The sequence below is a fragment of the Empedobacter sp. UBA1574 genome (assembly GCF_002322895.1).
GTDB lineage: Bacteria > Bacteroidota > Bacteroidia > Flavobacteriales > Weeksellaceae > Empedobacter > Empedobacter falsenii_B.
The window spans coordinates 9044-21153 of sequence record NZ_DCOI01000032.1 but is presented as its reverse complement, the minus strand read 5'-3'; the positions used below and the strand labels follow the sequence as shown (position 1 = coordinate 21153).

Genomic DNA, 12110 nt, shown 5'->3' with positions numbered 1-12110 from the left:
TTTACATAAATTTGAATTAGAAATATCATTCAATGCCAAATCAATCCAAATCATTAGAAGATGTGCACGAAAGTGTTCAAATCAAAAAAGGAAAGTTTAGAAAAATCCTAAGTTTTTTTGGACCTGCCTACTTAATAAGCGTTGGTTACATGGATCCGGGAAACTGGGCAACCGATTTAGCAGGCGGCAGCCAATTTGGTTATACTTTGATTTGGGTTTTATTGATGAGTAACATAATGGCTTTGTTATTACAAAGTTTATGTACACGTTTGGGAATTGTTCGACGAAAAGATTTGGCGCAATGTAACCGAGAAACTTATCCGAAAGGAATGAATCTCATCTTGTATATTTTAGCCGAAATAGCTATTGCAGCTTGTGATTTAGCAGAAATTTTGGGAATGGCAATTGGTCTAAATTTACTTTTTGGAATAGATTTGATCTATGGTGTTTTAATCAGTTTCTTAGACACTTTTCTCCTACTTTATCTTCAAAAATTAGGCATGCGAAAAATGGAACTTTTCATTGTTGGTTTAATCACGATGATTGGTTTATGTTTTTTAACCGAAATGTTTTTAGCAAAACCAGATTTTGGAGAAGTTGCAAAAGGATTTATTCCATCTATTCCAAATAGCGCTGCATTGTATATCAGCATTGGTATTATCGGCGCAACTGTAATGCCGCATAATCTTTATTTACATTCTGCACTCGTCCAAACGCGGCAAATAAAACGCGATGATTTTTCAATCAAAAAAGCCCTCAAATATAACTTTTGGGATAGCGCAATTGCTCTGAATTTAGCCTTCTTTGTCAATGCTGCAATCTTAATTTTAGCTTCATCCGTATTCCATAAAAACGGCTATCACGATGTTGCAGAACTGAGCGATGCTTATAGATTATTGGGGACAACTTTAGGAACAGATTTGGCTCCAAAATTATTAGCAGTTGCTTTAATTTTAGCTGGACAAAGCTCTACAGTTACAGGAACTTTAGCTGGACAAATTGTGATGGAAGGATATTTACATCTACGTATTAATCCTGTTTTGAGAAGAATTTTGACACGATTATTAGCCGTAGTTCCAGCAGTTGTAGTCATTCTTATTTTTGGAGAAAAAGAAGTCGGTTCTTTACTAATTTTCAGTCAAGTTATCCTAAGTATGCAATTGGCTTTTGCGGTAATTCCGTTGATTCATTTTGTGAGTGATAAAGCGAAAATGGGGAATTTTGCAATCAATACAACAACCAAATTTTTTGCATGGACAATCGCTTTTATTATTTCATTTCTGAATGCGCAATTGGTGTATGAAGAAGTTAATAAATGGATGGCAAATAGTGAATCTTACACTTTAAATATTTTTCTTATAGCGTTAGAAATAGGACTTTTAGTTTTATTATTGCTGACATTTTTTATTCCAATTATGTTGAAGAAAAATGAAGAACATCAAAAGGAAATTCATGAACCATTTGAGAAGTTTACGTTAGAAGAAATTTCGAATCAACATTTCAAAAAGATTGTTGTTGCGTTAGATTTTTCGAAAACGGATAGAAAAGTGATTAATTATGCGACACAATTAGCTACTACAGAATCTACCATTATTTTGGTTCATATTGTCGAAAGTGCTTCTGCAAAATACACGGGAGAGCGTACGAATGATGAAGAATCTCTGTCAGATTTGAAACGTTTAGAACAATATGCAGAGATCATTCGACCTTTGTTTAATGAAACTAAAATCGAATTAGGTTACAATAATCGAATCAATTCAATTGCTGAAATTTGTAAACGAAATCAAGCAGATTTGTTGATTGTTGGTTCGCACGGACACCGAGGTTTTATGGATTTTATTTTTGGAGAAACGATTAATAAATTAAGGCATCGCGTTAATATTCCGGTCTTTATTGCAAAATAATAAAAAGCCATTCAGAATTTTTCTGAATGGCTTTTTGATTAGATTAAAATATAAAAATTATTTGATCGATAATAATTCAATCATTTCTTTATTTTCTTGTAAAATAGCATGATCTAAAGCAGTTTTACCATTATTATCTTTAATGTTTAAATCTGCACCAGCTTCGATTAGTTTTTTGGCAATTTCATTTTGACCAAATGTTACAGCAAAAATCAAAGCAGAAGCTCCATTAAAATTCACTTGATTAACATCAGCCTTATTCGCAATTAGTAAATTTACCATTTCAGGAAATCCTCTAAAGACGGCTCCCATCAACGCATTGTTTCCAGATAAATCTTGCGCATTAGGATTTGCTCCTTTTGATAATAATACTTTCGCAGCGTCTGAACTGTTATTATAAATCGCTAAAATTAAAGGTGTAAATCCACGTTGATTTGCTTCATTTACATGTTTTCCATTCGAAATTAATTCTTCTATTTGCTTCACATTATTTTCTCTCGCCGCACTAAACAAATCTTGTGCATAAATTGAAGAAAAACTGAATAGAAATAAGGCTAAAAATATATACTTTTTCATGATAATATTGATTTTATGAAAGTCATGGAGCCAAACTCAATCGACTCCAATCCAATAGAAATTATTTTGGTAAATATTGCTTTACATCGCTCATAGAAGTATTTGTAGCCTTCATCAAACGTGTTCCATATTCTGTATTTGCTTGGTAAAAATGTGCAATCATTTTATGAACAATTACTTTATTTTTAACCGAATTTAAAGCTCCAGATAAATTTTTGATTAAGTTATCTTGATCTTTTTTAGAGAATGATTTGTACAAATCTCCAGCTTGTACAAAGTTATTTTCTTTATCAATGACATGCTGAGTTGTTATAGCTCCTGCAGGAAAAACAGATTTTGAATACTTGAATTTTGCATTATCTACAACCTCAGGAAGATTAGTTGAAGGTTGATAATTTACATCACCTTTTTGCTCACGGATCGACATATAACCGTCTTGATTATATGTTTTTACACTATTTTTTGGTGCATTAACAGGAATTTGTTGGAAATTACCCGTTAAACGATGACGTTGTGTATCAGAATAGGAAAACAAACGACCTTGTAACAATTTATCTTCAGAAGCTTCAATTCCTGGAACCAACGTAGCTGGAGCAAATGCTGCTTGCTCAACTTGTTGAAAATAATTCGTTGGATTCTCATTCAATGTCATTGTTCCAACTTTAACTAACTTTACAACAGATTCTGGCCAAATTTTCGTTACATCAACAGGATTGAAATCTAATTTATCAAAATCTTCTTGTTTCAATAATTGAACATATAAATCCCATTTCGGAAAGTTTCCTTTGTCGATTTCATTACGTAAATCTAATGTTGCATGTTCTATTTCAGTCGATTGAATTTTATTCGCTTCTTCTTGTGTTAAATTTTTCGTTTCTTGTTGAGGAACCCATTTGTATTTCACATAAGTTACTTCACCTTTTGCATTTACCCATTTGTAAGCATGTACACCATTTCCTTCCATTTGACGAAAATTTGCAGGAATTCCATAATCTGAAAACAACCACGTTAACATATGCGTAGACTCTGGTAAATTAGAGAAAAAATCAAATACACGATTTGGATCAGATGCGCCATTTGTTACAGGAGATGGCCTGAAAGCATGCACCATATCTGGGAATTTGATCGCATCTCGAATAAAGAAAACAGGTAAATTGTTTCCAACTAAATCGTAATTTCCTAGTTCTGTGTAAAATTTAACAGCAAATCCACGTGGATCACGATAAGTTTCTGGCGAACCTTGTTGATGCGTTACAGTTGAAAAACGTACAAATAATGGTGTTTTTTTACCAGCTGTTGACAAGAAATCAGCCATTGTCACATCAGAAAAATCTTTATCAGCTACAAATTCTCCGAAAGCTCCAGCTCCACGCGCATGAACAACACGTTCTGGAATACGTTCGCGATCAAATGCTGCTAATTTTTCAATTAAATGAATGTCCTCCAACAAAACTTGTCCGTTATTTCCGATTGTTTTAGAATTTTGATTATCTCCAACTGGAGCGCCTGTGTTTGTTGTTAATTGTTGGGCAAATCCAATCGTACAAAGGAATGCTAAACTTAATACTAAAATTCTTTTGATCATAATTATAGTTTTATTCTTTATTTATCATTTTAAGACAGAGCAAAACTAAATCGACTATAATTATAAATTAAATCTATAAAAATCTATTAGATAGAATTATTTTTTATAATAATTATAACCCAATCCTTAACAAGGAAGAAAAAGCTGATATATTATTTCGCAATAAATGAATATATAAAAATGATTAAGAATTTTAGAAATAAAAAAAACCGCTTATTTAGCGGTTTTGAGAGATATTATTTAATTTTTTCTAAATCGTTGAAAAGACATAGAAGGTTTAATTTTTATCGATTCATTAGCTATTAATACCATTAAATTCAAATGCTGATTGAACATCCATAGTGAATTTCCTTCAACCTCTACTCCTTGTGGAGTTCTGATAATTTCTAAATTTGTGTACATCATAATCTATAATTTTTTGGTTGACGCTAATATTGTGTTAAAAATAATTTTTAATGTTAATTTCATTTAACACAACTGATAAAATTAAAAGTTTCTAATAAAATTCAGTATTTTGTATTTGTTTTTTAATAAACATAAATTATACCAAAAAATATACAAATGGTTTCCTTCATGTTAAATTTTAAGAAATTTGACTCCAGCCAACTTTATCTTTATGATTTTCAATAAAATATTTTTTTGTTGGCTCATAAATCGAAGAAGAAAGTGTTGGATCTTGTGAAAGAATAGCTTCTACACATTTTCTTGCAGCATACAAAACCTCTTTATCTTTCGCTAAATCAGCAATTTTAAGATTGAGAACTCCACTTTGTTGCGTTCCCATCATATCACCAGGACCACGCAATTCCAAGTCTACTTCCGCTACCTGAAAACCATCATTGGTTTCACACATTGTCTGAATTCTACGTTTCGATACTTCATTCAATTTCCCTCCCGTCATCAAAATACAATACGATTGTTCCGCTCCACGACCTACACGGCCACGAAGTTGATGTAATTGAGAAAGTCCAAAACGTTCAGAATTTTCAATAATCATCACCGACGCATTTGGGACATTAACACCTACTTCTATCACAGTTGTCGCTACCAAAATTTGAGTTTCATTATTTTTGAAACGATTCATTTCAAATTCTTTATCCGCAGGTTTTTGACGACCATGCACAATACTTATCGCATATTCTGACAACGGAAAAGCACGAGAAATACTCTCGTAACCATCCATCAAATCTTTCAATTCTAACTTTGCTGATTCTTCAATCAGTGGATAAACCACATAAATTTGACGACCTTTCGCAATCTCATCTTTCATAAATTTGAAAACGCTTAAACGATGCGCATCTGTTTTATGAAGTGTTTTGATAGGTTTTCGTCCTTTTGGCAATTCATCAATCACCGAAACATCCAAATCGCCATACATTGTCATCGAAAGTGTACGTGGAATTGGCGTGGCTGTCATCACTAAAATATGTGGTGGAAGTTTAGCTTTTCTCCAAAATTTAGCACGTTGAGCGACTCCAAAACGATGCTGTTCATCAATAATCGCTAATCCTAAATTCTGAAAAATCACATTATCTTCCAACAAAGCATGCGTCCCGATAATGATTTTAAGTTTTCCATTTTCAAGATTTTCTAAAATTGGTTGACGCTTTTTCTTTGTCACCGAACCCGTTAATAACTCAACCGAAACATCCAAACCATTCAATAATTCTGTAATACTTTCGTAATGTTGTTGCGCAAGAATTTCTGTTGGTGCAATTAAAGCTGCTTGAAAACCATTGTCGACAGCAATCAACATCGTTAATAATGCAACCATCGTTTTTCCAGAACCAACATCACCTTGCAACAAACGATTCATTTGCGCAGGTTGACGAAGATCAAAGCGAATTTCTTTCATCACTCTTTTCTGTGCATTTGTCAATTCAAAAGGTAAATATTCATTGTAAAATGTATTGAAATAATGACCAATTTCTGGGAAAGGATTACTTCTATTCTTTTGTTTATTGACTGCTTTTTGAGAGAGATTTGCAAGATTTAGAAAGAAAAATTCTTCAAATTTCAGACGACGAATTGCTGCATTTAATTCTGTTACATCTTTCGGAAAATGAATTGCTTTCAACGCGTCATTTCTTCCAACTAATTTATAATGATCGAGAACATTTAAAGGTAAATTCTCAGGAATATCAATATTTTCAGCAAAAAGATTCATCATCATTTTTTGAAGAACACGATTCGTAATTCCTTTTTTCGTCAACTTTTCAGTACTCGGATAAACAGGAAATAATCCAAGCGGAATATTTTTAGCGTCTTCAACTAATTCAATTTCAGGATGTGTAATACTAAAATTATTATTGAACACATTTGGTTTTCCGTAAATCACAACTTCTTTGAAAAGATCATTTCTTAATTTCTCCTTTTGCCAAGAAGAAACTTTAAACCAAACTAATTCTAAAGTTCCAGTTCCATCTTGAAATTTCCCAACTAAACGTTTTACTTTTCCTTGGTTAATTTCTTCTAAACTAACAATTTTACCTTTCAATTGTATTTCGGCTGCTGTTGATGAAATTTCTGAAATTTTATAGAATTTCGATTTATCAACATAACGAAAAGGAAAATGCTGTATCAAATCTTCGTATCTAAAAATTCTGAATTCACTTTGCAGTGTTTTAGCACGCTCAGGTCCAGCACCTTTTAAATATTCTATTGTTTTTTTTAATGGATTTTGATACATTTTTCTACTTTCGAAAGTCGCAATTTACCAAATTTTAACGATAAACAATGTCATCATTGTTACAAAATAAGCTCGTAGAATTGCTTTATATTTGTAACAAATTAGAATCAAATGAATTTAACAGAATACATCAACAAAGGTTTATCATACGAAGATTATATCACACGCGTTGAAGATGATTTGGAAAACGAAATCGAAAACGATGATCCGAAAGAATATGTACAATATTATGCTTTGGGATTGCAACGCATGAACAGAATTTTTAAAACATTCAGTTTAAATCCTGCTCAAGAAATACGCGTTAAATCAACTACAAATAATTTAAAATTATTAGTAATTACAGAAGGTTGGTGTGGAGATGCATCTCAAATTTTACCTGTTGTGGAGAAATTGGCAAATGCACTTCAAGTTTCGACGCATTATGTTTTACGTGATGAAAACATGGAGTTGATGGAAAAATACAAAACAAATGGTGCAGCTTCTATTCCGATTATTATTGGAGTGAATGATGAAAATGAAGAAGCTTTCCGTTTTGGTCCTCGTCCACAAGCTGGAATGGAAATGTTGGCGCGTTTCAAAAGTAATCCTGATACGTATTCAGCAGATGATTTTCACGAAGATTTACAAAAATATTACAACAATAATAAAGGTGAAGATATTGTAAATGAAATTTTAGATTTGATTGACGAAAACATCGGTAATTAATCATTTTTTTCTATTTGTTCAACTTGATATTTGTTCGCATCTTTGTGTAAGATTTTATTGAAAAAGAAAAATGAAAGGAAATAAGCAAATTATTTTTGCCATCGTTGTAGTTGTCGCTTTAGTCGCTATTATGTTTACGCCAATTGGTACATTTTTTAAAAGTAAAATGGAAGATAATAGCCACGTTGCTGGTTCTGATATAGAATTAACAGAAAGTGATTATGATATTGATTTAATTGGTCATAACGGCGCTGCGAATACAAACTTGATTGATTTCAAGAAAAGTGGTGAAGTTGTTTTCCTAAATTTTTGGGGAAGCTGGTGTCCTCCTTGTGTTGCAGAAATGCCAACAATTCAGAAATTGTATGAAGCAAAAGGACAAAAAGTAAAATTTGTATTGATTGCTATTCAGGATAAACCGACAGTTTTTAATCCTTTTTTGCAAAAAAATAATTATACAATGCCAGTTTATGAGCCAAATAGTCCAATTTCGAATAATATGTTACCAAAGGTTTTTCCAACAACTTATATCTTAAATAAAAAAGGTGAAGTTGTGTTGAAAGAAACAAAAACGAGAGATTGGAACGATAAAGAAATTAATGATTTATTAGATAAATTAATCGCTGAATAATTTCATTCAAAAAGATAAAAAACCGTTATTAAATGATTAATAACGGTTTTTTTTATATCTGTAATTTAATTTTCTCTCATCAATGCTAATTGCAATAAAGCAGTTGTTGTATTTTGATTACGTGTAGTAGCACTTACATTAAATAGATTTTCGAAAAAATTATTGGTCAATTTTGTTTTTCCGTAACCAGAAGGACAATACAAATAAACGACATCATCAGCAATAAAATATTGTTCATCTTCAGTTTTCGAATTTTCAACTTTTTCAGTATTTATTTCCTCAGGTTTATTGGCTAAAAATGTATAATGCAAAAACTCTTTATCGATGCTAAAATCCTTTAAGAATGGATTATTTTCGATGATGTTTTTTAATTTTTCGATGGTTAAAATCAAAATTGGAACTTCAAAAGATAAACTTTCTACAATTTTATCGTGAATTAAATCTCCAATTTCTTTGATATCAGTCAAATTTGTCGAAAAAACTGCATTTCCACTTTGCACGTAAGTGGTAACATTTTCCAGTCTAAGTTCCTCTAAAAGTTTGGTTAAAACATCCATTTTGATGATTTTTTTACCACTCACATTTATACCTCTCAGAATTGCAATAAAAGTATTCATAAAACTATCTCTATTTACGAGAAACTTTGTTTAAAATTATGAAAATAAATATAATAGAAATTTTAAAACAAATCCCTAATTGTTACGATAATTTTGATAAATTAGCATCATTCTGAATAATAAAAAAACTAATAAAACCTATGACTACAAACAGATTAGAAGCTTTTAGCGATGGCGTTCTTGCAATTATTATTACCATTATGGTTTTGGATCTGAAAGTTCCGCTTGGAGATGATATAATGAGTTTGAAACCTTATATCCCAAAATTTCTGAATTATTTGTTCAGTTTTATTTATGTTGGAATTTATTGGAACAATCATCATCATCTTTTTCAGGCGATTGAGAAAGTAAATGGCGGAATTTTATGGAGTAATTTGCACTTGCTTTTTTGGTTGTCTTTATTACCAGTTTCCACAGGTTGGATGGGCGAAAATTACGACTCAACTTTTCCAGTTGCTTTTTATGGATTTGTCTTATTTATGAGCAGTGTAGCATTTATGATTATTGAAAAAATCGCTGTAAAACAAGAAGGAAAAGAATCAATAATTGGGAAATCTGTGAGTAGAAGTTTTAAAGAAATTTCTTCGAGTATTGGTTATTTGGCTGGAATCGGAATTTCATTTGTAAAACCAGAAATTGGTATTGTCATTTATGCTTTAATTGCTTTACTATGGCTAATTCCAGATAGAAGAATTGAAAAATCGATGCGATAATTATTGATAATTTTCCACAGAATCAATTAATTTTTGAAGAAGATTAGATGTAGAATCTTCTTCAAAATTTTTAAAAGATTGTCCTAACCATAAATTAGTAAACGCTGTATTTTCGTTCAATTTAGAAGCATTTCTCAACGGATTTGTTAATTTATTTTGATAAGGATAAGGTAAAACAAACTCAGAGTTTTCAAATAAATGAATAAATTCATTCTCAATTCCTCGTGCATATCTTCCAGAAAAACTTTTCGTCAAGATAATTTCACTTTCCCTTACATTTTTTAATCGTTCTTTTTCGAAGGATTTTAAAGCACTTTCATTGGAACACAAAAACAAACTACCAATCTGAAAAGCATCTGCACCCAATTGTTTAGCAGCCAAAAGTGTTTTCGTATCATAAATTCCACCAGCAAAAATCAACGGCTTTTTTACAACATCCTTTACTTGCGAAAACAATGAAAAGCCACCAATTTGAGGCAAAATATCTGGATTAAATGTTCCACGATGCCCACCTGCTTCAATTCCTTGTACACAAATCACATCAATATTCGATTTTTCCAATTGTATCGCTTCTTCCAGCGTTGTACAAGTCCCTATTAATGTCACATGATGTTCTTTAAGACGATTAATAGAATTATCGTCAAAATTGCCAAAAGTGAAACTCAAGATTTTGCACTTTTCTTGTAAAATTACTTCTATTTGTTCCTTATAACCATTTGGTTTTACAGCTTCAATCTCAGGAAAAACGATATCAAAGTTTTGTAGACGCGCAAGCTCAATTAACTTATTTTTTGTTGCATTATACTTTTGCTTTAATTCTGGTGTGATTTCAGGAATATCGTTCGCAAAAATATTGATAGCAAAAGGTTTATTCGTTAATTTTTTGGTTTGATAAATTCGCTTCAATGAATTTTCTGCATCCAAATCAGCAATTGGCAAAGAACCTAAACAGTTACAATTACTTGCTGCAGCAACCATTTCTGATGTCGTTACTCCAAACATTGGCGCTTGAATAATCGGATATTTTACGCCAAATAATGCTGTTAGTTCATTTTGCCAAATCATCTTTTTTTACTTTAAATTTTCTTTCAATTTAGGCATAAAAACTTTTATCGCAGGAAGTAAATCCTCAAAAATTGGATTGTTTTTATTCTTCATAACCACTTCCAAAAACAACTTTAAACCTATTGCAAATTCTACTGATTGATTTTCATTTTCGAACGGATTTTTAGATTTTATCATTTCAATAATCTTAAAAATCTCATCATGATTCATAAAATCTAAAACGATTGGAGCCTGTAATGGTGCATCTTTGTCTAATAATTCGGTCTGTTCTAACGTTAATTTGTAGTGATTTCCTTTCTTTGTCATATATCTAATTTTTCCAAAAGTAACAGATTAGAATTATCAAAAATTAAAATGATTATTCGTTTAATTGATTGATTAAATCAATAATATTTATTCAAAAAAAGAGTCACATTTCTGCAACTCTCTTTTGTTATTTATCAACTCCTTGATTTACTTGCTTATGACGTTCATTCATTGCTTTCATTTCCGCCATAAATTCTTTGTCTGTCACAACTTTTCCCTTTGTTGGCAAAGTAATCACAATATCTTTATCTAAAACTTCGATTTCTTTCATTGTAAAAATAGCCTTGAACTCATCTTCTGACATTTCTGCTTTCACAATCAATCCTGGTAAATTTGCATAACGATAAGGACCATCTCTATAAGGTAAACTTGTTGTATACCACGCTATCACCTCTCTTCCTTCCTCATCTATTCCAACTGCTTTTGTCGCGTTATAACCTGCTATTTCTGTTTTTTCTTTTGTGATTTTCCATTGATAATCAAAGATTTTATCTTTAATCAAAAAGGTTTTCACGCCAAAATCTTTCACATTATAAAATTCATTTTTTTCATAATCTTTATATTGTGGATTTGCTTCTGCAGCAATAATCATCTGCACAATAGAATTGTCATTGGATTGATTATTATCAATTTTAATTTCAGGTTTGAAAGAAGACATTTTACCATTACTCTCCAATACAAATTTCACCGAAATTCCGCGATCTATTTCACTTTTGAAACTCGCTTGATACGCAGCAGGGATACTACTTTTGATCTTATCGAAATCTAAAATAAAATCTGTGTTGTAGATTACTTTTATGTTCTCCTTTTTAGTTTGTGCAAAAGAAATAATAGACGAAATAGTTGTAAAACATACCGAAAATATAAGTTTTTTCATGTTATAATAATTTATGGTTTTGTTATTCTCAAAAGTAAAGAAACAAAGGTAATGAATTTGTTAAATAAGGCACAATAAATCATATCAGATTCATAAAATATAATTTAAAAATTTAACAATTTCCTAAAATTGAGAATCAAATAAATTGAAAGAATAAATATTACTTTTAAAATATATTGACGACCAAAATTTATGAAATTACAAAAAGGAATTACAGGTTTTGACTCCACTCCTAATATACAACAGAAGATTTAGAGAAAATTCTGAAAAGAATTAAATATCCATTTACCAAGACAGAAGTTATTCTGAAAATGAATGATTCTTACCCGTTGTGCATATTAAATAATTTGAGTTTTTAGATTATTAATATTTCGATTAAAGTATGTTTTATTAATGTACTGAACCAAAGTAAGTGCAGTAGTTTTAGCTAAAATTCTGGTTT

The 12110-nt window shown here is 30.9% G+C and carries 12 protein-coding genes and 1 pseudogene; 4 read left to right on the top strand and 9 right to left on the bottom strand.

From position 1 onward, the window contains the following. Nucleotides 1–32: 32 nt before the first annotated feature. Nucleotides 33–1904, top strand: coding sequence for an Nramp family divalent metal transporter (locus B3578_RS09655; RefSeq protein WP_291048202.1), 1872 nt, complete (start codon nucleotides 33–35; stop codon nucleotides 1902–1904). A gap of 57 nt (nucleotides 1905–1961) precedes the next feature. Here the strand turns inward: B3578_RS09655 and B3578_RS09650 are convergent, their stop codons facing one another. The 4 genes from B3578_RS09650 to recG form a co-directional block, all read right to left on the bottom strand. Continuing rightward, entirely contained in the window at nucleotides 1962–2480 is a 519-nt protein-coding gene (locus B3578_RS09650) for an ankyrin repeat domain-containing protein (protein WP_115000247.1), read from the bottom strand. Nucleotides 2481–2541: 61 nt separating this feature from the next. Continuing rightward, a complete protein-coding gene (locus B3578_RS09645; RefSeq protein ID WP_291048198.1) occupies nucleotides 2542–4065 on the bottom strand; it encodes a catalase in 1524 nt (507 codons plus the stop codon). 240 nt (nucleotides 4066–4305) lie between these two features. Further along, entirely contained in the window at nucleotides 4306–4470 is a 165-nt protein-coding gene (locus B3578_RS09640; protein WP_291048195.1) for a hypothetical protein, read from the bottom strand. A 178-nt stretch (nucleotides 4471–4648) separates the two neighbouring features. Continuing rightward, nucleotides 4649–6754, bottom strand: a complete 2106-nt coding sequence (recG, locus tag B3578_RS09635) for an ATP-dependent DNA helicase RecG (RefSeq protein WP_286494808.1) — start codon at nucleotides 6752–6754, stop codon at nucleotides 4649–4651. A gap of 111 nt (nucleotides 6755–6865) precedes the next feature. On the opposite strand from recG, the gene B3578_RS09630 reads away from it, so the two are divergent. Together B3578_RS09630 and B3578_RS09625 are read left to right on the top strand one after the other, a co-directional pair. Further along, entirely contained in the window at nucleotides 6866–7459 is a 594-nt protein-coding gene (locus B3578_RS09630; RefSeq protein ID WP_115000253.1) for a thioredoxin family protein, read from the top strand. A gap of 70 nt (nucleotides 7460–7529) precedes the next feature. Next, a complete protein-coding gene (locus B3578_RS09625) occupies nucleotides 7530–8090 on the top strand; it encodes a TlpA family protein disulfide reductase (protein ID WP_115000255.1) in 561 nt (186 codons plus the stop codon). A gap of 65 nt (nucleotides 8091–8155) precedes the next feature. Here the strand turns inward: B3578_RS09625 and B3578_RS09620 are convergent, their stop codons facing one another. Beyond that, complete coding sequence (locus B3578_RS09620) at nucleotides 8156–8707, bottom strand: DUF1697 domain-containing protein (protein WP_115000257.1); 552 nt, start codon at nucleotides 8705–8707, stop codon at nucleotides 8156–8158. Nucleotides 8708–8847: 140 nt separating this feature from the next. Between B3578_RS09620 and B3578_RS09615 the strand changes: the two genes are divergently transcribed. Then, entirely contained in the window at nucleotides 8848–9420 is a 573-nt protein-coding gene (locus B3578_RS09615; protein ID WP_115000259.1) for a TMEM175 family protein, read from the top strand. On the opposite strand, the gene B3578_RS09610 is transcribed toward B3578_RS09615, so the two are convergent. From B3578_RS09610 to B3578_RS09595, 4 genes and pseudogenes are all read right to left on the bottom strand, one after another. Further along, entirely contained in the window at nucleotides 9421–10485 is a 1065-nt protein-coding gene (locus tag B3578_RS09610; RefSeq protein WP_221854445.1) for an NAD(P)H-dependent flavin oxidoreductase, read from the bottom strand. A 6-nt stretch (nucleotides 10486–10491) separates the two neighbouring features. Continuing rightward, complete coding sequence (locus B3578_RS09605; RefSeq protein ID WP_221854444.1) at nucleotides 10492–10791, bottom strand: DUF3861 domain-containing protein; 300 nt, start codon at nucleotides 10789–10791, stop codon at nucleotides 10492–10494. A gap of 127 nt (nucleotides 10792–10918) precedes the next feature. Next, complete coding sequence (locus tag B3578_RS09600; RefSeq protein ID WP_291048182.1) at nucleotides 10919–11668, bottom strand: GLPGLI family protein; 750 nt, start codon at nucleotides 11666–11668, stop codon at nucleotides 10919–10921. Nucleotides 11669–12006: 338 nt separating this feature from the next. After that, nucleotides 12007–12110, bottom strand: a pseudogene (locus B3578_RS09595) (IS982 family transposase); the annotation flags it as partial.

Coding starts and splice junctions, on each gene's coding strand:
- B3578_RS09655 (WP_291048202.1), top strand. CDS start 33: ATGCCAAATCAATCCAAATCATTAGAAGATGTGCACGAAAGTGTTCAA.
- B3578_RS09605 (WP_221854444.1), bottom strand. CDS start 10,791: ATGACAAAGAAAGGAAATCACTACAAATTAACGTTAGAACAGACCGAA.
- B3578_RS09620 (WP_115000257.1), bottom strand. CDS start 8,707: ATGAATACTTTTATTGCAATTCTGAGAGGTATAAATGTGAGTGGTAAA.
- B3578_RS09640 (WP_291048195.1), bottom strand. CDS start 4,470: ATGATGTACACAAATTTAGAAATTATCAGAACTCCACAAGGAGTAGAG.
- B3578_RS09630 (WP_115000253.1), top strand. CDS start 6,866: ATGAATTTAACAGAATACATCAACAAAGGTTTATCATACGAAGATTAT.
- B3578_RS09645 (WP_291048198.1), bottom strand. CDS start 4,065: ATGATCAAAAGAATTTTAGTATTAAGTTTAGCATTCCTTTGTACGATT.
- B3578_RS09600 (WP_291048182.1), bottom strand. CDS start 11,668: ATGAAAAAACTTATATTTTCGGTATGTTTTACAACTATTTCGTCTATT.
- recG (WP_286494808.1), bottom strand. CDS start 6,754: ATGTATCAAAATCCATTAAAAAAAACAATAGAATATTTAAAAGGTGCT.
- B3578_RS09650 (WP_115000247.1), bottom strand. CDS start 2,480: ATGAAAAAGTATATATTTTTAGCCTTATTTCTATTCAGTTTTTCTTCA.
- B3578_RS09625 (WP_115000255.1), top strand. CDS start 7,530: ATGAAAGGAAATAAGCAAATTATTTTTGCCATCGTTGTAGTTGTCGCT.
- B3578_RS09615 (WP_115000259.1), top strand. CDS start 8,848: ATGACTACAAACAGATTAGAAGCTTTTAGCGATGGCGTTCTTGCAATT.
- B3578_RS09610 (WP_221854445.1), bottom strand. CDS start 10,485: ATGATTTGGCAAAATGAACTAACAGCATTATTTGGCGTAAAATATCCG.